The organism is Streptomyces boluensis (genome assembly GCF_009908195.1).
In the GTDB taxonomy this organism is placed as follows: domain Bacteria; phylum Actinomycetota; class Actinomycetes; order Streptomycetales; family Streptomycetaceae; genus Streptomyces; species Streptomyces boluensis.
On the sequence record NZ_JAAAHS010000065.1, the window covers coordinates 1 to 26,096 of the forward strand.

The window sequence follows — 26,096 nt, forward strand, 5'->3', positions numbered from 1 at the left end:
GTCGGGCGGGCCGTGTGGTGCGGGGGCGAGGTCGCCGTCACCGTCGGCGTGCTGTTGCTGCTCCTCGTCGTGCACCAGCTGTGGTGGACCAACCGGCAGGCCCGCGACGGCGCCGAGCGGCAGGTGCAGGCCCTGGAGCAGGAGTGGGAGAGCGGAGCGGCAGGGGGCGGGCCCACCGTCGCCCCGGCCCCCCGGCCGGAGGACGGGGAGCGCGACCGCGAGCAGCCCGCCGCCGACCACGAGCAGAAGCCCGCCGCCGACAAGCCCGCCGCGCCCCGCTGGGACCAGGCGTACGCCGTGCTGTCCATCCCGCGGCTCGGCGTGCGCGTGCCCGTGGCCGAAGGGGTCGGGAAGGCGGGCGTGCTCGACAAGGGGTACGTCGGGCACTATCCGCGGACCGCGCAGCCGGGGCGGGCCGGGAACTTCGCGGTGGCCGGGCACCGCAACACGCACGGCGAGCCGTTCCGGTATGTGAACCGGCTGCGGGACGGCGACCGCGTCGAGGTGCGGACCCGGAACGCGACGTACACGTACACCGTGGACCGCCGGCTCGCGCAGACCCTGCCCAGCGACGGCGGGGTGATCGACCCGGTGCCGCGGAGCGCGGTGCGGCCGGGGGCGGGGTACGACGAGCGCGGGTACTACCTGACGCTGACCACGTGCACGCCCGAGTTCAGCTCGAAGTACCGGCTCGTGGTGTGGGGGAAACTCACGTCCGTGGCGGTCAGGTGAACCCCACGAGCTAGGCTCGCTGCCCGTGATCAGACGCCGCCCCCACCTGCTCTGGCTGCTCGTGCCGTTCGTGCTGTACATCGGCGCGCTGCCGTTCGTGAACCGGGTCGAGCCGGTCGTGTTCGGTCTGCCGTTCTTCTTCGCCTGGATGCTGGCGGCGACGGTGCTCACCCCCGTCGCCGCGTATCTCACCTGGCGGGGCGACCAGCGGATGAGGGCGGGCCGGTGAGCGCCGCGGCCGTCGCCACCTCGATCTTCGGGGTCTTCATGGTGGCCACCGTCGCGCTCGGACTGTTCGCGGTCCGCGGCCGCGGCGGGCAGGGCGGGCTCACGGAGTGGTCGGTGGGCGGGCGCAGCCTCGGGGCCGTCTTCATCTGGGTGCTGATGGCGGGCGAGAGCTACACCAGCTTCAGTTATCTGGGCGCGGCCGGGTGGGGCTACAACTTCGGTGCTCCAGTGCTCTACGTCGTCGCGTACATGTCCTGCGGATACGCGGTCGGCTATGTCGTCGGGCCGATGCTGTGGGCGTACGCGCGGGAGCACGGGCTCGTCGGGATCACCGACATGATCGCCCACCGGTACGGAAAGCCCTGGCTGGGCGCGGTCGTCGCGGTGCTCGCGACGGTGTTCCTGCTGCCGTACATCCAGCTGCAGATCACCGGCATGGGCGTCGTGGTCTCGACCATCTCGTACGGCTCCATCAGCCTCAACTGGGCCTATTTCCTTGCCTTCGCCGTGACCACCGGGTTCGTGGTGGTGAGCGGGCTGCGCGGGAGTGCCTGGGTGTCCGTGCTCAAGGACGTGCTCGTCATCGCGACGCTCGCCTTCCTCGCGATCTATGTGCCGCTGCACTACTTCGACGGCTACGGGCACTTCTTCGACCGGATCGTCGCCGAGAAGCGGGACTGGCTGACGCTGCCGGGCAGCGGCGGGAGCGCGTACGGCACGGCCTGGTTCGCGACGACCTCGCTGCTCAACGCCCTGACCGTGGTGATCTTCCCGACCACCGTGGCCGGGTACCTGGGCGCCAGGAACGCCGACGCGCTGCGCCGCAACGCCATCTGGCTGCCCGCGTACAACGTCCTCCTTTTCGTGCCGATGCTGCTCGGTATGGCGGCCCTCTTCGTGGTGCCTGGGCTGACCGGCGCGGACTCCAACCTGGCGCTGTTCAAGCTGGTCACCGACTCGCTGCCGGCCTGGGCCGTCGGCGTCATCGGGGTCGCGGCGGCACTCTCGTCGATCGTGCCGATGGCGGTGTTCATGCTGGTCATCGGCACGATGTGGGGGCGCAGCGTGCTCTCCCTCGTGCCCCGGCTGCACAGCCAGTCACGGCAGAAGGCGGCCTCGCAGACGGTCGTCGTGATCGCCGGCACACTCGCGCTGATCATGACGTACACGGCCCCGAACACCCTGGTCAGGCTCTCCCTCATCTCGTACGAGGGGATGGCGCAGCTGCTGCCGATGCTGCTGCTCGGCCTGGTGTGGCGGCGGCTGAGCCTGGTCGGCGCGGCCAGTGGGCTCGTCGTCGGCGTGGGCATCGTCTGTGCGCTGGTGTTCACCGAGAACGACCCGGTGTTCGGGGTGAACGCCGGGATAGTCGCCCTCGCCGCGAACCTCGCCGTCGCTCTGGCGGTCACCTGGGCGCGGCCCGCGGACGCCGACCCGCGCCCTGACACGGAGGTGCTCGCCTCGGACCCGGACCCGGAGCCCGCCGAAGTGACCTCGGGAACTTCCGGGACCGCTTCCGCGTAAGTGCAAGTAGCATCGACTGACGACCTGAACGTGAGAGGAGGGCGGCGTTGCGTCCCATGACCGAAGGCTTCAAGGCCCTGCGGCCCGTCGGCGCGCTCCTCGTCCTCCTCGTCCAGGTGCTGCTCGTGGACAACGGCAGCCTCTCCGCCGCCGTGGCGCTCGCCGCCACCGCCGCGGCCGGGTCGGCGCTCACGCTCTGCTCGCTGCTCTCGGCGCGGGTCGCGCCCGTGGTGGCGCCCGCGCGGGTGCGTACGGCGATGCGGGACCGGGAGCAGAGAACCGCGTTCCTGCCGCAGCGCGATCCCGACGCCGCCGGGCGGACCAGACCCCGAGCCCCGGGACGCCTCGTCCTGACGGCCGCGTAGGGGCGCGCACTTCACCTTCCGTGTTCTTCTGTGCCCTTCCGTGGGCCGTCACGCCGTTCTGACCTGTTCCGGTACGAGCCGCTGCGCTGGAGGCGCCGCGCGCTCCCGGGACCCCCGGCACGACGAGACCCCCGGAGGGCTCCTCACCCATGTCCGACATCTTCAGCGGCTTCTTCAGCGGCTTCGCCGACCTGGTCGCGCGCCTCGCCGAGGTGCTGCAGCCCGTCTTCCACACCACCGCGACGGCCGCGGCGATCGTCCTGTTCACCATGGTCGTACGGCTTGCCGTGCACCCCCTGTCGCGGGCGGCGGCGCGCGGCCAGAAGGAGCGGGCGCGGCTCGCGCCGCAGGTGGCCGCGTTGCGCAAGAAGCACGCCAAGAACCCGGAGCGGATGCAGAAGGCCGTCATGGAGCTGCACGCGAAGGAGAAGGTGTCGCCGCTCTCCGGCTGCCTGCCGAGCCTGTTCCAGCTGCCCGCCTTCTTCCTGATGTACCACCTGTTCTCCACCACGGAGCTGGGCGGTGAGGCCAACGCGCTGCTCGGCCACAGCCTGCTTGCCGCGCCGCTCGACGGCCGCTGGCACGACGCGCTCGGCGACGGCGGCGTGTTCGGCCCGGCGGGCCTGGTCTACCTCGCGCTTTTCGCACTCGTCACCGCCGTGGCGACGTTCAACTACCGGCGTACGAAGCGGCAGATGGCCGCCAACCCGCTGCCCGCGCCGGGCGGCGCGGACGGGCAGACGATGCCCGGCATGGGCGCGATGACGAAGTTCATGCCGCTGATGTCCTTCATGACGCTGTTCACCGTGGCGGTCGTGCCGCTCGCCGCCGCGCTGTACGTGGTGACGTCCACGACCTGGAGCGCCGTGGAGCGCGCCGTGCTGTACCGGGACGTACCGGGCGGTGCGGGGGCGGTCGCGCCCGCGATGTGACCGGCGGCGGGGCTCGGCGCGCGGCCGAGCGTGCGGTCGATCCGCCGGCCGAGCGTCCTGTCAGCGTGGTTACCGGTCCGTCATGTGAACGCGGTATTGCGGAGTGGACGCGACTCTTGGAGGATCGGCCAAGCGCTTCCGATGGCCGCTACCCATCGGCTCGCCAAGTGGTTGACCAGGGGAGTGTGAAAGATGAAGCTGCTGCGAGTCGGAACCGTCGGCGCGGAGCGCCCGGCGCTGCTCGACGAGTCCGGCGTACTGCGTGACCTGTCCGGCCTTGTGAACGACATCGACGGCGAGCTGCTCGCCGACGGTTCGGCGCTCGCCCGGGTGCGCGAGGCCGCCGAGACGGGCACGCTGCCCGCGCTCGACGCCGAGGGCCTGCGGATCGGGCCGCCGCTCGGCCGGATCGGCAAGGTCGTGTGCATCGGCCTGAACTACCACGATCACGCGCGGGAGACCGGCGCCGCGATACCCGCGGAGCCGATCATCTTCTTCAAGGCGGCGGACACGGTGGTCGGCCCGGACGACACCGTGCTCGTACCGCGCAAGTCGGAGAAGACCGACTGGGAGGTCGAGCTGGCCGTCGTCATCGGCCGCACCGCGCGCTACGTCGACACCGCGGAGGAGGCCCTCGCGCACGTCGCGGGGTACGCGGTGGCGAACGACGTGTCGGAGCGCGAGTTCCAGATCGAGCGCGGCGGCACCTGGGACAAGGGCAAGAACTGCGAGACGTTCAACCCGCTCGGCCCGTGGCTCGTGACCGCCGACGAGGTCCCCGACCCGCAGGCGCTGTCGCTGAAGCTCTGGGTCAACGGCGAGCTGAAGCAGGACGGCACGACCGCCGAGCAGATCTTCCCGGTCGCCGAAGTGGTCCGGTACGTCAGCCAGTTCATGACCCTGTACCCGGGCGACGTGATCAACACGGGCACCCCGGCGGGCGTCGCGATGGGCGCGGCCGAGCCGAAGCCGTATCTGCGGTCGGGCGATGTCGTGGAACTGGAGATCGCGGGGCTCGGGCGGCAGCGGCAGGAGTTCGCTGACGCGTAAGCAGTACGCGATAAGCCGTACCCGGTGTACGTGACCGATCGCCCCGGCCCTGCGAAGGGCCGGGGCGATCGTCGTTCAGCGACCGGCGAACCGCTCCAGCGCCGCCACGACCAGCGCGTGGTCGTCCCGCTGCGGCAGGCCCGACACCGTCACCGAGCCGATGACGCCCGCGCCCGTGACGGCGATCGGGAACGATCCGCCGTGCGCCGCGAAGCGGTCCGGGTCGAGGCGGGAGGAGTCCTCGAAGGTCGTGCCCTTGGCCCGGAAACGGCTGCCGACCAGGTACGAGGAGCAGCCGTACCGTTCCACGACACGGCGCTTGCGGTCGATCCAGGCGTCGTTGTCCGGGCTCGACCCCGGCAGTGCGGCGTGAAAGAGCTGCTGTCCGCCGCGCCGGATGTCGATGGCCACCGGCGCGTTCCGCTCCCGCGCCAGCTCGACGAGCAGCGAGCCGAGAGCCCAGGCGTCGTCGTACGTGAACTGCCCGAGGACGAGGCGGTGTTCCTGCTCCTCCAGCATGGCGATGTCGCGGTTCACAGGGTCACCGTCACACCGTCGCGCGCCGAGCGCCGTGCCGCTTCCAGTACGTCGAGGGCGGCCGCGGCCTCCGTCGCCGGGACCGGGTTCGGGGCGCCGTCGCGCAGAGCGGCGGCGACAGCCGCGTAGTACGCGGGGTAGTCGCCCGGCAGGGTCGGCTCGGGGCGGCCGCCGCCGGTGTGCGGGGACTCCCCTGAGCCCACGCGGCCCCACATCGACTCGCCCTCCACACCCCAGGCCTCGTCCCCGCCGGGGCGCAGGCCCTGGCGCAGGGCGGCCTCCTGCGGGTCGAGGCCGTACTTCACGTACCCGGCGCTGGAGCCCAACACCCGGAAGCGCGGGCCGAGTTGGGCGGTCGTCGCGGAGACGTACAGGTGCGAGCGGACGCCGTTCGTGTGCGTGAGCGCGAGGAACGTGTCGTCGTCGGCCTCGGCGCCGGGGCGGCGCACGTCGGACTCCGCGTACACCGAGGCCACCGGGCCGAACAGCACCAGCGCCTGGTCGACGACATGGCTGCCCAGGTCGTACAGGAGGCCGCCGATCTCCTCAGGGGCGCCGGACTCGCGCCAGCCGCCCTTGGGCTGCGGGCGCCAGCGCTCGAAGCGGGACTCGAAGCGCTGTACGTCACCGAGTTCACCGTCGGCGAGCAGCTTGCGCAGGGTGCGGAAGTCGTTGTCCCAGCGGCGGTTCTGGAAGACCGAGAGCAGCAGTCCGCGCGCCTCGGCGAGGGCGGCGAGCTCGCGCGCCTCGGCGGCCGTGCCCGCGAGCGGCTTGTCCACGACGACCGGCAGGCCCGCCTCCAGGGCGGCGGTGGCGATCGACACGTGGGTCTTGTTCGGCGATGCGACGACGATCAGGTCGAGCTCGCCGGACCGCTCCCAGAGCGCATCCGCCGAGTCCACGCAGCGCAGTCCGGGGCCGAACTCGGCGCGGGCCTGCTCCTGGCGCTCGGGGTTCGACGTGACGACGGTGTCGAGCACGAGCCCCTCGGTGGCGGCGATCAGCGGGGCGTGGAAGACGGAACCCGCGAGTCCGTACCCCACGAGGCCGACGCGCAGCGGGGCCGCGGCCGAGGACGTGGGGGAGCCCTGGGGGGAGTCCTGGGAGGTCATGCCGACCACTTAAGCAACGGTGTTGCCAAAGTGCAAGCGGAGGGGACAATGGCCCTGTGAGCAGCACCGAAAGCCCTTCGTCCGGCCCCTCCTCCGGCCCCTTCCCGGCGCGCCCCGCGGCCGGCCTGCCCGCCCTGCGTACGCACAACGCCGCGCTCGTGCTCGACCTGCTGCGTACGTCGGGCGCCGACGGCATCAGCCGGCTCGAACTCGCCGAGCGCACCGGCCTCACCCCGCAGGCGGTCAGCAAGATCACCGCCCGCCTTCGGGCCGAGGGGCTCGCGGCCGAGGCGGGCCGGCGCGCGTCGACCGGCGGCAAGCCGCGCACCGTGCTGCGCCTGGTGCCCGGCGCGGGCAGCGCCGTCGGCCTGCACCTGGACCGGGACGCCCTCATCGCCGTCGCCGTGGACCTCGCCGGCGCCCCGCTCGCCGAGCGCCGGGCCCCGCTGGACTTCGCGTCCGGCGCCGAAGCGGTGGTCGACACGGCGGTACGCGAGGTCACCGCGCTGCGCACCACGCTCGGCGTCGACCCGCTCGGCGTCGGCGTGGCCCTGCCGGGGCCCCTCGACCACGCCACCGGCCTACTGCACCGGGTCACCGGATTCCCCGAGTGGGACGGGTTCGCGCTGCGGGACGTGCTTGCCCGGCGGCTCGGGGTGCCGGTCGTCGTCGACAAGGACACCAACGCCGCAGCCCTCGGCCTCGCCCTCGCCGGAGCCACCGCGTCCGCGCGCGACTCCTTCGCGTATCTGCACCTCGGTACGGGACTCGGCGCGGGGCTCGTGCTCGGCGGCGCGCTGCACCGCGGGGCGCGCACCGGGGCGGGTGAATTCGGCCACCAGGTCGTGCAGTTGGACGGGCCCCGGTGCGGCTGCGGCAATCGTGGCTGTGTCGAGGCGCTCTGCCTGGCCGCCGTCGCCGCGGGCGCCCCCGACGAGGCCGCGCGCGTGCTCGGCGAGGGCGCCGCCAACCTGGTGGGCCTGCTCGACGTCGACCTGGTGCTGCTCGGCGGCCGCACCGTCGACGAGGACCCGGAGCGGTACGTACGCGGGGTCGGCGCCGTCGTCCGGGAGCGCGCCCGGCGCGCGGGCGCGCCCCCGGCGGAGGTGCGGGCGGCCCGGGGCGGGGACCGGGCGGTGGCCGACGGGGCTGCACAACTGCTGCTCGCCCCGCTGTTCGGCCGGGCCGACGCCGCGTCCGTCGCCCACCACGGGTCGCACTGAAGGCAGGTCGCGCTGAAGGCGGGCCGCACTGAAGGCGGGTCGCGCTGAGCTGAAGGAGGGGCTTCGGGCGGCCGATCGGCCGTACGGTGCCGTGGCGCCGCAGAGGAGTCGCGCGCGCATGGCAGGGTCACCGACCACGAACGGCTGATTTCGGCCGCCCGTCCGGCACGTCCCGTATCCCCGGGGCCGTGGACGTGCTCCCGCCCCGCACCGGGTGCGGGGCCCGACCGGTTCCGTGACCAGCGAAGGGTCATCCCTGATGCGACTGCGCAGCGCTTTCGCCCTCGGCGCCACCGCCGTAGCCCTCGCCGCCGTGTCCGTGGTCGCGCCCGCCGCGGCGCAGGAGCGGGCCGCCGTGAGCAGCCGCGTCGCCGTGGCGAGGCCGACGTGTGACGAGGGCACCGGGGACTTTCCGGTGGAGAGCCGGCTGCACGGCGGGCCCGACAGCTACCGGCCCGGCGCCGAGCCACAGGCGTGGAGCCTCGACCTCGTCAACACCTCCGACGTGACCTGCGGGACCATCCACCCCGTCGTCGTACTCCTGGACCGCGACCGGGAGTTGCGCCCCGAGCAGCTGAAGCTCGACTTCCAGGACCCGGACGGGCACTGGCATCCCGTCCGCTTCGAGCGGACCGACCGGGACGAGAACGTCGGCGTCTTCGAAGACGGCTTCACCGGGTTCTCGATCGCGCCGGGCAGCTCCGTCACCGTGCCCGTGCGGCTCGCCGTGACGTCCGACGCGCGGGACAACGAGGTCACCGCCACGGTCGCGGTGGTCCAGCGGCGCGACGACGACGGCGACTGGGTCGGGCAGTCCGGCGACCACACGTTCACGATCAGGGCCGGCTCCGAGCCCGGCGAGCGGCGCGAGCACCGGTCGACCGCGGCGGAGCTGGCCGAGACGGGCCCGAAGCGCGACGACGCGCTGCTCGGGCTCGGGGCCGCCACCGGCGTACTCCTCCTCGGCGGCGCGGCCCTCGTGGCGGGAGCCCGGCGACTGCGCCGCGCACGGCGCTGAACCGCCCGGCCCCGCCCGGCAGTACGGTGCCCGCGTCGCGCCAGCCGATCCACCGGCGACGCGGGCCCCGTCCCGTCACCCCGTCACGTCACCCGGTCCGGTCACCTCGTCTCCGTAGCGGATCTAGAGTTCCTCCGTGGACTACCCCAACGATCAGCACCCCGGCGCCCCCGTCAAGGCGGGTGTTCCCGAGCATGGACGGATCCCCAAGTACTACGCGGTGAAGACGCAAATAGCGGCGCTGCTCGACGAGTTGGGCGAAGGGGAGCCGCTGCCGACCGAGCGGGAGCTGTGTGCGCGGTACGGGGTCGCGCGCGAGACCGTGCGGCAGGCGCTGCGGGAGCTGCTGCTCGAAGGGCGGCTGCGGCGGGCCGGGCGCGGCACGGTCGTCGCGGGACCCAAGCTGGAGCAGCCGCTCGCCCTGGCCAGCTACACCGAGGGCGTACGGCGGCAGGGCCGCACCCCGGGGCGGACGCTGATCTCCCTGGACCGCTTCCCGTGCCCCGAGCCGCTTGCCGTCGAGCTCGGGGCCGAGCGCGGTGAGCCGGTCTGGCACCTGGAGCGGGTGCTGCTCGCCGACGACGAGCGGGTCGGCCTGGAGAGTACGTACGTCACCGTGGCGCGAGTGCCGCGGCTCGACGCCGACTTCGACCCCGACTCGTCCTTCTACGCCTATCTGCACGAGGAGTTGGGCATCGGCTTCGGCGCCGCCGACGAGCGCATCGAGACCGTACTCGCCACCCCGCGCGAGGCGCTGCTCATCGGGACCCCGCCCGCGCTGCCGATGCTGCTGATCCACCGGGTCTCGCGGGACACCGAAGGGCGCCGCCTCGAACGGGTGCGGACGCTGTTCCGGGGGGATCGCTTCAGCTTCACCACACATCTGCCGAGCCGTAACTGAGGCTGCGCCGCGCGCGGTCGACCGACCCGTTTTGATCACGGAAACATAACGGGTCTAGGCCAAGCTTGGGTGGCCGTTCACCGTCCCGTCGCCCTCGCGTCCGGCGCGGGTCACCGGGTCCCAGGAACGTCATCGGCATGAGAGTCGTAGTCGTAGGGGCCGGCGTGGTGGGCACCATGCACGCCTGGCAGGCAGTGGAGCGCGGCCATGAGGTCGTACAGATCGAGCGCGAGACCGAGGCCCGCGGGGCGTCGCTGCGCAACTTCGGGCAGATATGGGTCAGCGGACGCGCGGGCGGCGAGGAACTCGACACCGCGCTGCGCGCCCGCGAGCTGTGGGAGGGCATCGGCGCCCGCGTGCCGAAGCTCGGCTTCCGCGCCAACGGCTCGCTCACCCCGGTGCGCACCGCCTCCGAACTGGCCGTAGCCGAGGCCGCGTTGGCCCGTGACGACGCGGCGGCGCGCGGCTACAAGCTGCTCACTCCGGCCGAGGCCCGCGCGGTCAATCCGGCCCTGCGCGGCGCGTTCGAGGCCGCCCTGTACTGCGAGCGGGACGCCGCCGTCGAGCCCCGTACCGCCCAACTCGCCCTCAAGGAAGCCCTGTTGGCCTCCGGCCGGTACACCTTCCTCGGTGGCCGTGAGGTGCGCGAGGTCATCGGGGAGCACGCCGTCCGCGACGACCACGGCGACGTGCACACCGGCGACGCCGTCGTACTGTGCACCGGGGCCTGGCTCGGCGGGCTCGTCCGCGAACTCGTCCCCGACCTGCCGGTGCGCCGCGTACGGCTGCAGATGATGCAGACCGACCCGCTCGGCGAAGCCCTCACCACCTCGATCGCGGACGCCGACAGCTTCCGCTACTACCCGGCGTACCGCTCCGAGGCCCTTGACGCGCTCAACGCCGGGCAGGCGCAGACGCCCACCGCCGCCGCGCACAAGATGCAGCTGCTCATGGTGCAGCGCGCCGACGGCGGACTGACCATCGGTGACACCCACGAGTACGAGCACCCCTTCTCCTTCGACGTCGTCGAGGAGCCGTACGAGCACCTCAAGGAAGTCGTCGAAGGCTTCCTCGGCCGGCCGCTGCCCCGTGTCCGGCACCGCTGGGCCGGGGTGTACGCGCAGTGCGTCGACACCGCGCGCGTCGTGCACCGCCAGCGGGTGCGCGACGGGGTGTGGCTGGTCACCGGGCCCGGCGGGCGCGGCATGACCTGCTCCCCGGCCATCGCCGAGACCACCGCGAACGAACTGGGATGGTGAGCGAGTTGACCGCACCGAAGAACGTGAAGAACAACGTGAAGAACATCCGCCTCGTCGTCCTCGACATGGCCGGAACCACCGTCGCCGACGGCGGCCTCGTCGAGCAGGCCTTCTCCCGCGCCGCCGGACAGCTCGGCGTCGAACCCGGCTCCGCCGACCACGAGAAGAAGCTCCAGTACGTCCGCGACACCATGGGCGAATCGAAGATCACCGTCTTCCGGGCCCTCTTCGGTGACGAGGAACTCGCCCACCGCGCCAACACCGCCTTCGAGGCCGCGTACGGCGAACTCGTCGACGGCGGCCGCATCGCGCCGGTCCCCGGCGCCCGCGAGGCCGTCGAGGAACTGCGCGCGCAGGGCCGCACCGTCGTCCTCACCACCGGCTTCGCCCGCGTCACCCAGGACGCCATCCTCGACGCACTCGGCTGGCGCGACCTGGTCGAGCTGACCCTCTGCCCGGCCGACGCGGGCGGGCGCGGACGGCCCCACCCCGACATGGTCCTCGCCGCGCTGCTCCGCACCGGCGCCGCCGACGACGTACGCGAGATCGCGGTCGCCGGGGACACCGCGTACGACATGCTGAGCGGTGTCCGCGCGGGTGCGGGGGTGGTGGCGGGTGTGCTCACCGGCGCCCACGACCGCGAGGCGCTGCGCGCCGCCGGTGCCACCCACGTACTCGGTTCCGTGGCCGAACTGCCGCCGCTGCTCGGGGAGTTCGACCGATGAGCAGCGGCATCCGGTTCGACGGTGTGAGCGTGGCGTACGGCTCCGCCACCGTGCTCGACTCGCTCGACCTGACCGTCGAGCCCGGCGAGGTCATGGCGCTGCTCGGCCCGTCAGGCTCGGGCAAGACCACCGCGCTGCGGGCGGTCGCCGGGTTCGTGCGGCCGGTACGCGGCCGGGTGTTCATCGGCGACCGCGACGTGACGGAGCTGCCGCCGCACCGGCGCGGCATCGGCATGGTCGTCCAGCAGTACGCGCTCTTTCCGCACCTGCGCGTGGCGGACAACGTGGCCTTCGGGATGAAGGCGCAGAAGGTCGCCAAGTCCGAGATTCCGGGCCGTGTCTCCGAGGCCCTGGAGATGACCGGGATGGCCGCGTACGCGCGGCGGTACCCGCGTGAGCTGTCCGGCGGGCAGCAGCAGCGCGTCGCGATCGCCCGCGCGCTTGCGATCCGGCCCGGGGTGCTTCTTCTCGACGAGCCGCTGTCGGCGCTCGACGCCCAGCTCAGGTCCGGGATGCTGGCCGAACTCGCCCGGCTGCACCGGGAGTTGCCCGAGGTGTCGATCCTGTACGTCACCCATGACCAGGTCGAGGCGCTCACTCTGGCCGACCGGATCGCCGTCATGGACAAGGCCCGCCTCCAGGACTGTGGGACGCCGCAGGAGCTGTACCGGTCTCCGCGTACGGAGTTCACGGCTTCGTTTGTGGGGAACGCGAATTTGTTGCCGGTGCGGGTCGGGGATGGCCAAGTGCGGCTTGGCGAGGCGGAGTTGAAGGTCGACACGGCGGGCGTCGCTTCCGGGGTTACGGCCACCCTGTGCGTACGGCCCCATTTGGTCGGGCTCGGTGAGGGCACCAATGCGTTGCGCGGGACCGTTGCCGAGGTTCAGTGGCGGGGGGCCACGCATCGGCTGTACGTGGATGTTGCTGGGCAGCGGGTGAAGGCGGATGTGCGGGAGTTGCGGCAGCCGCCGGGGCTGGGGGAGTCGGTTGCTCTGCACTTTGCGCCGGAGGACGCGGTGTTGCTCTCTGCCGGGGTGGCTGCCGATGAGTAGTCCACCTGGGACCTTGACCGAATCGCACCCGGCACCGGGGGCTGTGCCCACCCGTTCCGCCCTGCGGAACATCTGCCCACAGCGGGAGGGGAAAGGGGCGGGCAAGCCGCCGGAACGGCCCCGCACGCAGCGGGCCTTCTGGGTCATCCCGCCCGTGCTGGCCCTCGTGCTCACCTTCCTCTACCCCCTCGCCCTCCTCGTCCAGCAGTCGTTCACCCCGCTCGAAGGCGGCACCTCCGTCCAGCCCTACGTCGACGTCTTCGAAGACCCCGCGTTCCGGGAGGCGCTCGGGACGACCGTGTGGCTGGCCGTCGGGGCGACCGTGGGGTGTCTCGTGCTCGGGTTCGTGCTTGCGCTGGTCATCGCGTTTGTGCCGTTTCCCGGGGCGAAGGGGGTCGCGCGGTTCGTCGACGTGTTCCTGTCCTTCCCGTCCTTCCTGATCACGCTCGCGCTGCTCTTTGTGTACGGGACGGTCGGCATGGCCAACGGGCTGTGGACGGATGTGACGGGCGCGGCGAGCGGGCCCTTCCAGTTTCTGACCACCCCCTGGGGCGTACTGCTCGCGGAGATCACGTACTTCACGCCGTTCGTGATGCGGCCGCTGCTCGCCGCGTTCTCGCAGCTCGACACCGCGCAGATCGAGGCCGCGTCCTCGCTCGGCGCGAAGGCCCCGCGGATCGTGCGGCAGGTGATCCTGCCCGAGGCGCTGCCCGCGCTCGCCGCCGGCGGCAGCCTCGTACTGATCATGTGCCTCAACGAGTTCGGGATCGTCCTGTTCACCGGGGCGAAGGGCGTCACCACACTGCCGACGCTCGTCTACAGCAAGGCGATCCTGGAGTCGGACTGGACCGCCGCCTGCGTCGTCGCCGTCGTCAACGTCGTGATCTCCGTGGGCCTCTACGGCCTCTACCGGGTGGTGAGCCGTCGTGTTGGTGCATAGCCGCAAGGGCAGGTGGGCGCTCTGGGCGCTGTTCCTGCTGTTCTTCGTGCCGCTGTTCGCGCTGCCCCTGCTCGTGATCGTCGCCGCGTCGTTCTCGACCAACTGGTCCGGCGCCTTCCCCTCCGGGCCGACCCTCGGGCACTACGCCGCCGCCACCCGTGGCGATGCGCTGCGGGCGCTCACCACCAGCCTCGTCACGGCGCTCACCGCGAGCGTGCTCGCCCTCGTCGTGGGCACCTGGGCCGCGCTCGCCGCCCACGCCCTGTCGAAGAAGGGCAAACGGCTCATGGACGCGCTGTTCATGCTGCCCGTCGCCGTGCCGTCGGTGGTGGTCGGCCTTGCCGTGCTCGTCGCGTTCTCGCAGCCGCCGTTCCTGCTCAACGGCACCCGCTGGATCGTGATCCTCGCCCACACCGTCCTGGTCACGGCCTTCGCGTACCAGTCCGTCTCCGCGGCCGTCGTACGCCTCGACCCGGCCTACGAACAGGCCGCCGCCTCCCTCGGCGCCCGGCCCTCGTACGTCCTGTGGCGGGTGAGGCTGCCGCTGCTCCTGCCGTCCCTGAACGCCGCCGCGGGGCTCTGCTTCGCCCTGTCCATGGGCGAGTTGAGCGCCACGATGATGCTCTACCCGCCGGACTGGATGCCGCTGCCCGTACGGATCTTCACGGCCACCGACCGCGGCTCCCTGTTCACCGGCTCGGCCGTCGCCGTCGTCCTGATGGGCGCGACGCTGCTCGTGCTGCTCGCGGTCTCCCGCATCCGCACCCGTGCCTCGTACCGCTGAATCCCCGTACAGCCCCCGTACCGCTGAATCCCCCGTAGAGAGAGTCGAAACGTCATGCGCATCAAAGCCATAGCGGCCGCCGCCGGCTGCCTCGTCCTCGCCGGTTCGCTCACCGCCTGCGGCGGCACCGCCTCCGCCGACGAGAAGGTCGTCACCGTCTACAGCGCCGACGGCCTCAAGGGCGAGAACGGCGACGGCTGGTACGACCAGGTCTTCAAGGACTTCGAGAAGAAGACCGGCATCAAGGTCGAGTACGTCGAGGGCGGCTCCGGCGAGATGGTGCAGCGTGCCCTGCGCGAGAAGTCCAACACCCAGGCCGACGTCATGGTCACCCTGCCCCCGTTCATCCAACAGGCCGACAGCAAGGGCCTGTTGGACACGTACCGGCCCAAGGGCGCGGACCAGGTCGACGGCGGTGACAAGGACGCCGACGGCAGCTGGACCGCCGTCGTCAACAACTACTTCTCCTTCATCCATAACAAGAAGGAGCTGAAGCAGCCCCCGGCCACCTGGGAGGAGCTGCTCGACGCGAAGTACAAGAACAAGCTCCAGTACTCCACGCCCGGCGTCGCCGGTGACGGCACCGCCGTCCTCATCAAGGCCATGCACGACTTCGGCTCGAAGGACAAGGCCATGGCCTACCTGAAGAAGCTGCAGGCCAACAACGTCGGCCCGTCCTCGTCCACCTCGAAGCTCGCCCCGAAGACGGACAAGGGCGAACTCCTCGTGGCCAACGGCGACGTACAGATGAACTACGCCCAGTCCAAGTCCATGCCGAACCTGGGCATCTGGTTCCCGAAGACCTCGGCGAAGCCCGGCGCCGAGCCCACCACCTTCGCCCTTCCATACGCCGCGGGCCTGGTCAAGGGCGCCCCGCACACCGAGAACGGCAAGAAGCTCCTCGACTTCATGCTCAGCGAGGGCGCCCAGAAGCAGGTCAGCTCGGTCGGCGGCGGCTTCTCGGCCCGCAAGGACATCAAGGCCACCGACGCCAACGCCATCGCGCTCACCAAGCTCATGGACGGCGTCGAGGTGTTCCAGCCGGACTGGGCGGACGTCGAGAAGAACCTTCCGTCGTACGTCGACGCCTGGAAGACGGCGACGGGCAGCTGAGCCCCGTACCGCTCCCGATGTCCGCAGGTCGGAACGGGGCGGGCCCGGCCGGGCCCGCCCCGTTAGGCTGACAGTGTCCGGCCCACCGGTAGAGCGGAGATCAGTCCCGTGGCAGAGCGCAAGCCGATCGAATCCTGGCTCACCGACATGGACGGGGTCCTCATCCACGAGGGTGTCCCCATCCCCGGAGCCGACGCGTTCATCAAGCGGCTGCAGGAGTCCGGCAAGCCCTTCCTTGTGCTCACCAACAACTCCATCTACACCGCCCGTGACCTGCACGCCCGCCTCAAGCGCATGGGCCTCGAAGTCCCGGTCGAGAACATCTGGACCTCCGCGCTCGCCACCGCGAAGTTCCTCGACGTCCAGCGCCCCGGCGGCACCGCGTACGTCATCGGCGAGGCCGGACTCACCACGGCCCTGCACGACATCGGCTACATCCTCACCGACTCCGACCCGGACTATGTGGTCCTCGGCGAGACCCGTACGTACAGCTTCGAGGCGATGACGAAGGCGGTCCGCCTGATCAACAACGGCGCCCGGTTCATCTGCACCAACCCCGACGAGACCGGCCCCAGCCTGGAGGGCCCGCTGCCCGCGACCGGTGCGGTGGCCGCGCTGATCACCAAGGCCACCGGCAAGGACCCGTACTTCGCGGGCAAGCCGAATCCGCTGATGATGCGTACCGGTCTCAACGCGATCGGTGCGCACTCCGAGAGCAGCGCGATGATCGGTGACCGGATGGACACGGATGTCCTGGCCGGACTGGAAGCCGGGATGGAGACCTTCCTGGTCCTGACGGGCCTGACCCAGGAGTCGGAGGTCGACCGCTACCCGTTCCGGCCTTCACAGATCGTGAACTCGATCGCGGACCTGGTGGACCTGGTCTGAGCTCCCGCCGCGGGGGCCGATCTTCTCCCCGCCGGAGGGGCTCAATTTGAGCCCCTCCGGCGATTGAGGAGGCCCGTCCGGCAGGACTTTCGGGAAGGGGCGGGTAGGGGAGAGAACACCCGACTGGCCCACACCCGATGGCGACCCGGCAACCCCAGGCGGAGCCTCGAAGCATGCGCCGACTCGGACCAACCCTCTGCGCCGCCACCCTCCTCACCCTCACCCCCGCGGCCCCAGCAATCGCCGGCGACCCCACGGGCATCAACGTCTCCCCGGCCAGTGCCGCCCCGGGCGACGAGGTCGAGATGCTGGTCTCCGGATGTGACGGCACCACCGGCGCGGCCAAGTCCGAGGCCTTCGTCGCGGACGGCTCGCTCACCGGCAGGGACGGCGGGAAGTCGCCGCTGGCCGGCAAGGCGATGATCCGCACCACCGTCACCCCCGGCACCTACGAGGTCGCCGTGACCTGTGACGGCGAGGACGGCAAGGTCAAGGGCAGCCTCACCGTCGTCGAGCAGAAGCAGAAGCAGAAGCAGAAGCAGAAGCCGTCCCCCTCCCCGTCACCGACCGCGCCGATCCGTGCCGGAGGCGGCGGCACCGCCTCGCTCGCCGCCGACGGGCAGGAGGACGAGGGGCCCGGCGCCCGGCACGCCGTCATCGGCACGGTCCTCGCCGCCGCGGCCGTGCTCGCCGTGACCGGCCGGATCCTGCGCCGCCGCCGTGGCAACCGGTAGCCGACGCAGGCGAGGACGCCGTGTCCGAGGCGCGTTCACCCCGCTCCGCCCGGCTGCTCACCGTGGCCGCCTGGCTGCTCCTCCTCGTCGGCCTGTCGCTGGGAGGCCGCGAACTCGCCGACCTGCCGGGCGGCCCCGCCACCGGTGACGTGTCGGCCGCCGGTATCCAACTGCCGCCCGCCCACGACCCGTTGCCCGCCGCCCGACCGCACCGCGTGGACATACCGGCCATAGGCGTGCGTGCCCCCGTGGTCAAGCGCGGCCTCGACGCCGAGTGGGCCATCGACCCGCCGCCGTACGAACAGGCGGGCGTCGTCGGCTGGTACGCGGGCGGCACCCGGCCCGGCGCCGAGGGCACCGCGATCTTCGTCGGCCATGTCGACACCGAGTCGGAGCCCGCGGTGTTCTACGACCTGAGCGCCCTGAAGCCGGGCCAGAAGATACGGGTGTCCCGCGCCGACGACACGCTCGCCGAGTTCACCGTCGAGGACGTACGGGTGCTGCGACGGGAGAGCTTCGACGCGGTCGAGGCGTACGGCGAACGCCGGGCGGGCCGCGCCGAGTTGCGCCTGATCACCTGCGGCGGCACCTACGACCCGGGAACCCGCAGCTACGCGGCCAACGTGGTGGTCTCCGCGTACCTGACGGGCACCGGATCCTGAACCACCCGGCCCGCACAGGCACGTATGTCAGGATTGGGAGCCGGACGTTGCACCCAAGGGGGAGTGGATGTACGGCACGAACGACCGCCCGAGGCGCAGGTCTGCGGGGCGGAGGTGGAAGGCTTCAGCGGTGTCTCTGGGGGTGGCGCTGCTGATCGCGGGGTGTTCCTCGGACGGCGGCAAGGACCCGGCACCGAGCGGCGAGCCGGTCGGCCAGCAGCCCAAAGCCAGCGACCCGTACTGGGTCGACCCGGAGGGGAACGCGGCCAAGCAGGTCGCCACGTACCGGCAGGACGGGAACGACGCCGACGCGAAGCAGATCCAGAAGATCGCGGGCCAGCCCGTCGCGGAGTGGATCGTCGACCCGGACAGCGCGGCGGCCGAGGGCCAGGCCCGGCAGTACACGGAGGCGGCCACGGAGGCCGACCGGGACGCGCTGATCGTCCTGTACCACATCCCGCACCGCGACTGCGGCCAGTACTCCAAGGGCGGCGCCGCCGACGGCAACGCGTACCGCTCGTGGATCGACAGCGTGGCCAAGGGCATCGGTGACCGCAGGACCACGGTCATCCTGGAGCCGGACGCGCTGCTGCACGTCGTCGACGGCTGCACCCCCGGCGAGTTCCACGGGGAGCGGTTCGGGCTGCTCAAGGGGGCCATCGAGAAGCTCAAGTCGCTGAAGAACACCAAGGTGTACCTCGACGGCGGCAACCCCGGCGGGCCCAAGCCGGACGACCTGTACCAGCCGCTGAAGTCGGCGGGCATCGACCAGGCCGACGGCTTCGCGGTGAACGTCTCGAACTTCTACCGCACCGAGGAGTCCACGACTTTCGGCAAGGAGCTCTCGCAGAAGTTCGGCAACAAGCCGTTCGTCATCGACACCAGCCGCAACGGCAACGGGCCCTACACGGGCGGCGATCCGGACGAACGCTGGTGCAACCCGCCGGGCCGCGCCCTCGGTGAGGTGCCGACCACGAAGACCGCCGACAAGGCCGTGGACGCCTACCTGTGGATCAAGCGTCCCGGCGAGTCCGACGGCGAGTGCAAGGGCGGCCCCGCGGCCGGACAGTGGTGGCCCGAGTACGCCCTTGACCTCGCCAAGGGCGCCAAGTAGCCAGCACAGCCGATGAGTTGAGGGCGCCCCCGTCCCGTGGAGCACGTTGACGGGGGCGCCCTCTGCGTATGCGTACGTGCTACTCGGGTACCTCGACCCAGACCGCGTCGCTCGGGGTGCCCTTGGTGTCGGTCACGAACAGCATGTAACGGCCGGGCTGCACCAGGTTCTTGTTCCTCGGCACGGTGACCGTCACCTTGTCGCCGGACTTCTTCAGGTCCAGCTCGATGGAGCGCTGGTCGATGTCGGTGACGTGCGTGGACGCGCTCGGCTTCATCAGGCGGGCGTTCTTCAGGGACGCCGCCTGCCGGGACGTGAACGTCGCCGAGCCGCCCCGCTCGACGGTCTCGGGGCCGCCGCTGAGCGTGGGCTTGGAGCCCTGGTAGAGGTACGGCGGCGTGTAGATCTCGATGCGCTGGTCGAACTTGCCGGGCTTGGTGTTCGCCGCGTCCGAGTACAGCGAGTCGGAGCCGAAGACCACGACCCGCCCGTCGGGCAGCAGCATCGACCCCGAGTGGTAGTTGCGGCCCACCAACGGGTCGGCCACGCGCCGCAGTTCCTTGCCGCCCTTCTCGTACATCCTGGCCTGAAGGATGTCGGAGCCGCCGCGGCCGCGGTAGTCCTCGGAGCCGCCGGTGATCAGCACGCTGTCGTCCGGGAGGATCGAGGACTGCGGGTAGCGGGTGCCCCTGTCGAGGGACGGGCCGTCCTTGAACACCGGGTTGTCGGCCTTGAGGTCGATGATCCGGGTCTTCTCGCTGGACTTCTCGGACTCGCCGACGCCACCGCCGCCGATCACCATGAACTTCTCGTCCTGCGCGGGCGGCAGCATCACGGTGCCCGCGGTCTCCATCAGCTTCGGGTCGCTGAGGCCCTTCACCTTGGTGAACCGGTTGGTGTCGAAGTCCCAGACCCCGGGGTCGCGGCCCACGTCGTCCGGGCCGTACCCGGCGTTGGCGCCGGAGTAGAACAGCTTGCCGTTCGGCAGCACGAACACCGCGGGGTACGTGGGGAACTGCCGCTCCTGCGGGACGTACTCCCACTCCTTGGTGTCCGGGTCGTACACCTCGTTGCGGTCGCCCGGCACGATCTGGCCGATGTCGTCCAGGCCGGACAGGGCGAGGATCTTGCCGTCGGAGAGCGTGGTGAGCGTCGGGTACCAGCGCGCCTCGTTCATCGGGTCGACCTTGATGTACTTCTCGGCGACCGGGTCGAACTCGTAGGCGTCCTTGATGCCCTGGAAGTCCTTCTTGTCGAGGGCGAGCTTCTGGGCGATGCCGTACGTGTTGCGGGCGTCGGCGCCCTTGAGGCCCTGCACCCGGTAGTTGTCCTGGGTGCCGGTCTCGTGCTTCTTGCCGCTTTTCTCCGCCTCGACGTACACCCGGCCGAGCCCCGGGTCGTTGCGCACGAACGCGCCGGTGACCTTGTCGAAGACCTTCTTGGCGCGCTCCACCACCACCGGGTCCTTGGAGACGAACGTCTTGCCGTTCTTCTTGCCGGTGAAGCGGGTGCCCGCGGGCAGGGTGATCGGCTCGTCCGGGTTCTCGTTGTGCACGATCATCAGGCCGCCGGCCTTGGAGACGTCACCCTTGAGCTTCTCGTACCGCTTGGTGCCGCCCGCCACCAGGAGCTTGCCGTCCGGGAGTTGGGTGTGCCCGGTGCAGAACAGGTCGTTGGGCGTGGAGATCTTCTTGAAGGTGTTCTTGACCGGGTCCCAGAGGACGGTGTCGAACTTCTTCGCGTCGAAGTTCTTCTGGTCGTTCCCGGAGCCCGCGACGAGCAGCACCTTGCCGGTGTGCAGAACCGCCGCGTGAATGGTGTTGAGCCGGAACTCCTTGGGCACGTCGACCAGGTCCCAGTGCCCGTTCTCCGCTTTGTACTCAGGCCTGTTGATCTTGTACTGGTGGTACTGCTCGGAGCCGAACCGCCAGAGCCACGGGCCGTTCATCGCGCCGAGGGCCACGACCACCGCCGTGCCTATCGCGAAGCGGCGGGCCCGGCGGCGGCCGGTGGAGCGGTCGTTCATTTCTTACGTCCCCCAAGAGATATCTGTACGGTCTCGTCGGCGGCCGTTGCCGGTTCGGCGGCCGCCCAACTCGGCTTGCGGTGAGGGGTGTGCGCGCCGGGCAGCCGAGGGTCGGTCGGCTGCGGGGCGGGCTGCGGTTCCGGTTCCGGCGCGGGCTGCTGCTGTCCCGGTGCGGTCGGCTGCGGTGCGCTCGGCTGCTGCCGCGCTGCGGGGTTCGGCATGTACGGCACGGAGAGCGGCTGCTGCAGGGTGTCGCCGACCTCGCCGGAAGCCGAGGTTGCCGGGGCCGCCGGGCCTGCCGGGGCCGACGCGGCCGCCTTGCGGCGCTTCTTCTCCTGCCGCCACATGTACCGCCAGGCGAAGATCGGCGCCGCCGTGATCAGCAGCGCGAACGAGGCCCAGGTGATCATCGCCGGGTGGGCGTGGTCGTACACGAAGGCCGCCGCGATCGAACCGGCGAAGACCAGGATGAAGAACAGGTGGATCCTGAACGTCCCGAACAGCGTGTCCGGGCTGGCCGACTCGCCCTTCGGGGTCACCACGAACTTGGACTTGCGGCGCAGCACCGCGTCGAGCAGGGAGCGGGCGTAGATCGGCGCGGAGAGCGCCGACATCACCATGCCCGCGACACCACCGGAGCCCTCCGGTTCGTGCGGGGAGACGTTGTGCCGCCGGTTCCACACGTACAGGCCGATCTGCAGCGCCGAGGCGTTGCCGTACAGCATCAGCCAGATCGTCGGGTCGATGTTCACACCCGAGGCGCCCAGGCCCAGGAACAGCGCACAACTCAGCGCCGCGAGGATCCAGTTGAGGGCCGACATCGGGTAGAAGATGATCATCATCGTGTAGTTGAAGAGTTTGCCCGGGGGCAGGGAGTACCAGCCCTTCCAGTACTGCTTGAGGATCGTCTCGTAGGTGCCACGGGACCAGCGCAGTTGCTGCGTGAAGAAGTCGGTCCAGGCGTTCGGGCCCTCGCCGACGGCGAGCACGTCCGGGGTGTAGACCGACTTCCACTTCTTGCCGGTCACCGGGTTCTTGTGCCGGTGGATCTCGAAGCCGGTCGCCATGTCCTCGGTGATCGAGTCGTACAGACCGCCGATCTGCTTGAGCGCCCTGATGCGTACGGCGTTGGAGGTGCCGACGAACATCGGCCCCCCGTAGGCGTTCCCGGCCCGCTGGATCAGCGCGTGGAAGAGGAACTGCTGGGACTCGGCGGCCTTGGTGACGAACGTGTCGTAGTTGCCGTACACCTGCGGGCCGATGACGAAGCCGACGTCCGGGTCGCGGAAGAAGCCGAGCATCCGCTCCAGGTAGTTGGCCATCGGCACGTGGTCGGTGTCGACGGAGGCGAAGTAGTCGTAGTCGTCGCCGTGCGCGTCCAGCCAGGCGTTGTAGTTGCCGTGCTTGGTCTTGGCGCGGTGCGGGCCCTTGGCCTGGTTCCACTTGGCGACGCCCTTGCGGGAGAAGTGGTGGACGCCGAGCCGCGCGCAGACCTCCTTCACCTCGGGGTCGTCACCCTCGTCGAGCAGCCAGATGTGAAGCAGGCCCCGGTGGCGCAGCTTGACCGCGGCCTCCAGGGTCTTGGTCACCATCTCCAGGGGCTCCTTGCCCGGCACGAAGGAGGTGAGGAACGCGACGCGGGTGCCGGTCTCGGGCACCACCGGCACGGGGTCGCGGGCGACGAGGGTGGCGTGCGCGTTGGACAGCACGTTCATGCAGCGGAAGAACTCGATCAGGCCGATCGAGACGAGCATGACGACGTCGAGGTGCTCCAGGTAGGCGTTGGGTACGTAGTCCCGCTTGGTCCAGTGCTCGGGCTGGAGCAGCCAGGCGAGCAGCACGAGCGAGAGCAGCGGGGCGGCGCCCAGCATCAGCGCGGCCCGGACGCGGTGCGGCTCCTGGGAGAGCAGCGAGCGGTAACGCACCTTGTACGGCTTCGTCGGGTCGGGCTGGGTGAGGGGCCCGGCGAGCCGGCTGTAGTGCTCGTAGTCGTAGCGCGGCAGCGACTTCTTCAGGCGCCGGAAGCCGCCCGTGCGGTGCGAAGGCACCCGCAACTGGGCCGTCCGGGACGGGTCGGAGTCGGGTCCGGCGCCCGTAGGCGTCGACGTCATGAGTCATCCCCCCGCACGCGGATTCCCCGCGTGGTCGTCGGTCCTTGTCACCGCGCGGTCCCCCCTGAACCCCGCGGTCGCAGCAGTGGCGGGCCGCCGTCGTTAAGACTCAGCCGGCGCCCCGCCGGTTGCATGATGCCCGCCCCGGCGCCCCGTCATGAACGGGGCCCCCGCCTCGCGCTCCTTCGCAACCGCCCCCGGCGCGCGCTCAACTGCCGCGCGCCTTCCCTCACATGGTGTTCACGGTTCACGCAAGGGTTCTACGTCAGGAGCATGATCGCAAGGCGGGAAAGTGGTCGTTACTGATCATTTGTGTGCATAGGGGCGGGAGTTGAGGCCTCCGATTCACCGACCGCCACGGTCGACCTCACTGACCGCCATGCTCGACTTCACTCACCGCCACGGTCGACCCGAGCCGTGCCCGGATGTTCCCGAAGTGCTCACGTACCGCCCGCTCTGCCCCGATCGCGTCGCCGGATCGGACCGCGTCGAGGATCTCCCGGTGCTGACGCAAGGTCACGCGCGGGTCGGGCGGCACGTCCACGAGGCCGGTGCGTACGCGGTGGAAGGCGTCCCAGAACGCTTCGAGCACCTCGCCGAGCAGCGGGTTGCGCAGGCCGCGGTAGAGGGTCGCGTGGAAGGTCCGGTCGGTGTCGGCGGCCACCGCGCCGGCGGCGGCCTCGCGCTCCATCTTCTGGACGAGCGCGTCGAGTTCGGCCAGGTCGGTGTCCGGCACCCGGCCGACGAGCCGCGCGATCAGGCCGGTCTCCACGGCCTCGCGCAGCTCGAGGAGTTGGAGCAGGCTGTCCTCGCCCCGGTAGTGCCCCGCGACCGTGCGGAACGTCAGGCCCTCGATCATCGGCGCCACCGACATCGGCCCCACATAGGTGCCGAAACCATGCCGGATCTCCACAATGCCCATCGCCTGCAGCGCCTTGAGCGCCTCCCGCACGGAGTTACGGCTCACGCCGAGCAGCTCCATCAACTCGGGCTCGGTGGGCAACGGGGCGCCGGAGGCGAGCCGCCCGTCGATGATGAGCCTCTTGATCCGCTCCTGTATGTCGCGCGCCATGGGCCAAAGGTATCCGGCGGGTGTCCACGGGGTGGAGTTGAGGGGCGGTCGGTACGGGGCGGGGTGCGGGCACGACGAAGGCCCCCCGCGTACTGCGGAGGGCCTTCGACTGTCGGTGCGCCGCCAGGGACTCGAACCCCGGACCCGCTGATTAAGAGTCAGCTGCTCTAACCAACTGAGCTAGCGGCGCCTGCTGACCCGGAGAACTCTACCGGACGCCCGAGGGTGCTCAGGACCAGCCCGCGGGCGGGCCCGGCCGTGCGCGGGGGTGCCGTACAGCATTCGGACCGTCAGCATGCGATTCCGGTGGACAGTTGAGAAACTGACCGGCGGGCAAGGACGCGAACATTCAGTGCCGGAATGTGAGGGGAATCGCATGGAGACCGACTCGGGGGCTCCGGTATTCGAGGAATTCGAGCGCGCACCGGACTGTGACTGCCCCGGCTGTATTCAGCTCCGCAGGGAGAACGCCCGGCTTCTTCCGCCCCGGCTCGGCGGCCGCCCCGCCGCGCACGGCGCGCGCCGCGCCCTGGTGCTCGCGGCCGCCGCGGGCAGCGTGCTCGCCGCCCCGCACGCGGTGCCCCAGGCCGCCGCCGGACAAGCCGCGCTGACCAGCCCGAGCAGCCCGTCCCGTACGACGGCGGATGATCCGGCGAGTACGCCGCAGGGCGGATCGAGCGCGCTGCACGGCGCCCCGGAAGGCTCGCAGGGCCCGCCGGGCGTGCCCGCGGCGGGAGCCCAGGCGATCACCCGCGCCGAGATCATCAACCGGGCCAAGCAGTGGGTGGGTGCCCAAGTCCCGTACAGCATGGACAAGTACTTCACCGACGGATACCGGCAGGACTGTTCGGGATTCGTCTCGATGGCGTGGAATCTCGGCCGCAATGAATGGACGGGGAGTCTGGACGCATTCGCGGTACGCATCGGACGTGAACAACTTCAGCCCGGAGACATTCTCCTCTTCCACAATCAGGCCGACCCGGAGAAGGGGTCGCACGTGACAATTTTCGGCGGCTGGACCGACTACACGCACTCCCACTACTTCGCTTATGAACAGGCCCGCCCACACGCCCGCAAACAGGCCACGCCGTACGCCTACTGGAACCATTCCAAGGGCTATACGGCCTATCGGTACAAGAACCTGCGGGCGGCCGCGCAGGGTCCGGCCGCGGCGCCCGCGCGGCGCTTCCCGGGCGCCGCGGCGTTCGGCCCCGGCGTCCGCAGCCCGTACGTCACCCAGCTGGGGCGGCTCCTCGTCCAGCGCGGCGGCGGCCGCTTCTACCGCTCCGGGCCCTCGCCGGTCTGGGGCGAGGCGGACCGCAGGGCGACCCAGGCGTTCCAACGTGCCCAGGGCTGGACGGGCCGCGCCGCCGACGGGCTGCCGGGGCCGCTGACCTGGGAGTACCTGGTCGGCGGCAAGGGCCGGGACATCCCGCCGGAGGGCAAGCCCGCGGGTGGCGCCGCGGCGGGCCGGTCCGTGGGCGCGGTGCCCGCGTACCCCGGCCGGGGAGCGTTCCGGCCCGGACAGGTGAACGCGGCGGTCGAGCGGCTCGGCCGGCAACTGGTGAAGAAGGGCTTCGGCGCGCACTACCGCCAGGGGCCAGGACCGGTCTGGGGCGAGAGCGACCGGCGCAACGTCGAGGCGTTCCAGCGCGCCCAGGGCTGGCGCGGCGGCGCGGCGGACGGCTACCCGGGCCCGGAGACCTGGCGACGACTCTTCTCCTGACGGAACGTTCACGCCGCCGCGGGCAGCACTTCCGCGAGGCGCCGGCGCGTACGTACGGCAGCGCTCAGCACGGCCAGCAGTCAGCACGGCGAGCAGTCAGCACGGCGGAGGTGCGGAGGTACCGATGGGATCCACGACCGACCAGCAAGAGAGCTCCAGGGACTCCGGCGGCACGTTCGACGAGACACAAGCGGGCACGGGTACGGGAACGGGCGCAGGCACGGGCGCCCCCACCGACCCGGACGCCGAACCGGGAGCGGACCCCGAC

Annotated in this window: 25 protein-coding genes and 1 tRNA gene; 20 read left to right on the plus strand and 6 right to left on the minus strand. The window is 71.1% G+C overall.

Annotated elements, in window-relative coordinates:
- The 6 genes from GUY60_RS11575 to GUY60_RS11600 all read left to right on the plus strand — a co-directional run.
- Positions 1-732, plus strand: a 732-nt coding sequence (locus tag GUY60_RS11575) for a class E sortase (protein ID WP_188132415.1), incomplete at its 5' end; no start/stop codon positions are given.
- Positions 733-787: 55 nt separating this feature from the next.
- On the plus strand, positions 788-961 hold the full coding sequence (locus tag GUY60_RS11580) for a DUF3311 domain-containing protein (protein WP_161696662.1): 174 nt from the start codon (positions 788-790) through the stop codon (positions 959-961).
- A 38-nt stretch (positions 962-999) separates the two neighbouring features.
- Entirely contained in the window at positions 1,000-2,484 is a 1,485-nt protein-coding gene (locus tag GUY60_RS11585) for a sodium:solute symporter family protein (RefSeq protein WP_161696660.1), read from the plus strand.
- A 56-nt stretch (positions 2,485-2,540) separates the two neighbouring features.
- Positions 2,541-2,849 (plus strand): DUF6412 domain-containing protein, encoded by a 309-nt coding sequence (locus tag GUY60_RS11590; protein WP_161696617.1) that lies wholly within the window; start codon positions 2,541-2,543, stop codon positions 2,847-2,849.
- 149 nt (positions 2,850-2,998) lie between these two features.
- Positions 2,999-3,781, plus strand: a complete 783-nt coding sequence (locus GUY60_RS11595) for a YidC/Oxa1 family membrane protein insertase (protein WP_161696619.1) — start codon at positions 2,999-3,001, stop codon at positions 3,779-3,781.
- Between the two features lie 192 nt (positions 3,782-3,973).
- Positions 3,974-4,831: a fumarylacetoacetate hydrolase family protein gene (locus GUY60_RS11600; RefSeq protein WP_161696621.1), complete on the plus strand. Its 858-nt coding sequence runs from the start codon at positions 3,974-3,976 to the stop codon at positions 4,829-4,831.
- Positions 4,832-4,906: 75 nt separating this feature from the next.
- On the opposite strand, the gene GUY60_RS11605 is transcribed toward GUY60_RS11600, so the two are convergent.
- Positions 4,907-5,368, minus strand: coding sequence for a heme-degrading domain-containing protein (locus GUY60_RS11605; RefSeq protein ID WP_312866264.1), 462 nt, complete (start codon positions 5,366-5,368; stop codon positions 4,907-4,909).
- Positions 5,365-6,480, minus strand: coding sequence for a Gfo/Idh/MocA family oxidoreductase (locus GUY60_RS11610; RefSeq protein WP_161696623.1), 1,116 nt, complete (start codon positions 6,478-6,480; stop codon positions 5,365-5,367). The genes GUY60_RS11605 and GUY60_RS11610 overlap by 4 nt, the downstream gene beginning before the upstream one ends.
- Before the next feature lie 56 nt (positions 6,481-6,536).
- Here GUY60_RS11610 and GUY60_RS11615 point away from each other — a divergent pair, with 56 nt between their 5' ends.
- The 13 genes from GUY60_RS11615 (at position 6,537) to GUY60_RS11675 (ending at position 18,893) form a co-directional block, all read left to right on the plus strand.
- Positions 6,537-7,703 (plus strand): ROK family transcriptional regulator, encoded by a 1,167-nt coding sequence (locus tag GUY60_RS11615; protein ID WP_161696625.1) that lies wholly within the window; start codon positions 6,537-6,539, stop codon positions 7,701-7,703.
- 259 nt (positions 7,704-7,962) lie between these two features.
- On the plus strand, positions 7,963-8,721 hold the full coding sequence (locus GUY60_RS11620; protein ID WP_161696627.1) for a hypothetical protein: 759 nt from the start codon (positions 7,963-7,965) through the stop codon (positions 8,719-8,721).
- Positions 8,722-8,857: 136 nt separating this feature from the next.
- Positions 8,858-9,622 (plus strand): GntR family transcriptional regulator, encoded by a 765-nt coding sequence (locus GUY60_RS11625; protein WP_161696629.1) that lies wholly within the window; start codon positions 8,858-8,860, stop codon positions 9,620-9,622.
- A gap of 137 nt (positions 9,623-9,759) precedes the next feature.
- Positions 9,760-10,881 (plus strand): TIGR03364 family FAD-dependent oxidoreductase, encoded by a 1,122-nt coding sequence (locus GUY60_RS11630; RefSeq protein ID WP_161696631.1) that lies wholly within the window; start codon positions 9,760-9,762, stop codon positions 10,879-10,881.
- Positions 10,882-10,886: 5 nt separating this feature from the next.
- Positions 10,887-11,606, plus strand: coding sequence for a phosphonatase-like hydrolase (locus GUY60_RS11635; protein ID WP_376771203.1), 720 nt, complete (start codon positions 10,887-10,889; stop codon positions 11,604-11,606).
- Positions 11,603-12,658: an ABC transporter ATP-binding protein gene (locus GUY60_RS11640; RefSeq protein ID WP_161696635.1), complete on the plus strand. Its 1,056-nt coding sequence runs from the start codon at positions 11,603-11,605 to the stop codon at positions 12,656-12,658. Before GUY60_RS11635 ends, GUY60_RS11640 begins: the two co-directional genes overlap by 4 nt.
- Complete coding sequence (locus tag GUY60_RS11645; RefSeq protein ID WP_161696637.1) at positions 12,651-13,598, plus strand: 2-aminoethylphosphonate ABC transporter permease subunit; 948 nt, start codon at positions 12,651-12,653, stop codon at positions 13,596-13,598. Before GUY60_RS11640 ends, GUY60_RS11645 begins: the two co-directional genes overlap by 8 nt.
- Positions 13,585-14,382 carry an ABC transporter permease gene (locus GUY60_RS11650; protein WP_161696639.1) on the plus strand — a complete coding sequence of 266 codons (798 nt, stop codon included), beginning with the start codon at positions 13,585-13,587 and terminating at the stop codon, positions 14,380-14,382. Before GUY60_RS11645 ends, GUY60_RS11650 begins: the two co-directional genes overlap by 14 nt.
- Before the next feature lie 54 nt (positions 14,383-14,436).
- A complete protein-coding gene (locus tag GUY60_RS11655) occupies positions 14,437-15,495 on the plus strand; it encodes a 2-aminoethylphosphonate ABC transporter substrate-binding protein (RefSeq protein ID WP_161696641.1) in 1,059 nt (352 codons plus the stop codon).
- 108 nt (positions 15,496-15,603) lie between these two features.
- Positions 15,604-16,383, plus strand: a complete 780-nt coding sequence (locus GUY60_RS11660) for an HAD-IIA family hydrolase (RefSeq protein ID WP_161696643.1) — start codon at positions 15,604-15,606, stop codon at positions 16,381-16,383.
- Between the two features lie 173 nt (positions 16,384-16,556).
- Positions 16,557-17,117: a hypothetical protein gene (locus GUY60_RS11665; protein WP_161696645.1), complete on the plus strand. Its 561-nt coding sequence runs from the start codon at positions 16,557-16,559 to the stop codon at positions 17,115-17,117.
- 20 nt (positions 17,118-17,137) lie between these two features.
- Positions 17,138-17,779 (plus strand): class F sortase, encoded by a 642-nt coding sequence (locus tag GUY60_RS11670; RefSeq protein WP_161696647.1) that lies wholly within the window; start codon positions 17,138-17,140, stop codon positions 17,777-17,779.
- Positions 17,780-17,846: 67 nt separating this feature from the next.
- Positions 17,847-18,893: a glycoside hydrolase family 6 protein gene (locus tag GUY60_RS11675; RefSeq protein WP_161696649.1), complete on the plus strand. Its 1,047-nt coding sequence runs from the start codon at positions 17,847-17,849 to the stop codon at positions 18,891-18,893.
- A gap of 79 nt (positions 18,894-18,972) precedes the next feature.
- On the opposite strand, the gene glxA is transcribed toward GUY60_RS11675, so the two are convergent.
- The 4 genes from glxA to GUY60_RS11695 all read right to left on the minus strand — a co-directional run bounded on the left by glxA (position 18,973) and on the right by GUY60_RS11695 (position 24,292).
- Complete coding sequence (glxA, locus tag GUY60_RS11680) at positions 18,973-20,919, minus strand: radical copper oxidase GlxA (RefSeq protein ID WP_161696651.1); 1,947 nt, start codon at positions 20,917-20,919, stop codon at positions 18,973-18,975.
- Complete coding sequence (locus GUY60_RS11685) at positions 20,916-23,030, minus strand: glycosyltransferase family 2 protein (protein ID WP_161696653.1); 2,115 nt, start codon at positions 23,028-23,030, stop codon at positions 20,916-20,918. Before GUY60_RS11685 ends, glxA begins: the two co-directional genes overlap by 4 nt.
- A 367-nt stretch (positions 23,031-23,397) precedes the next feature.
- On the minus strand, positions 23,398-24,102 hold the full coding sequence (locus GUY60_RS11690) for a FadR/GntR family transcriptional regulator (protein ID WP_161696655.1): 705 nt from the start codon (positions 24,100-24,102) through the stop codon (positions 23,398-23,400).
- 116 nt (positions 24,103-24,218) lie between these two features.
- Positions 24,219-24,292: transfer RNA gene (locus GUY60_RS11695), tRNA-Lys, on the minus strand.
- A 186-nt stretch (positions 24,293-24,478) separates the two neighbouring features.
- On the opposite strand from GUY60_RS11695, the gene GUY60_RS11700 reads away from it, so the two are divergent.
- Positions 24,479-25,828, plus strand: a complete 1,350-nt coding sequence (locus tag GUY60_RS11700; RefSeq protein ID WP_161696656.1) for a peptidoglycan-binding protein — start codon at positions 24,479-24,481, stop codon at positions 25,826-25,828.
- The last annotated feature ends 268 nt before the right edge of the window (positions 25,829-26,096 follow it).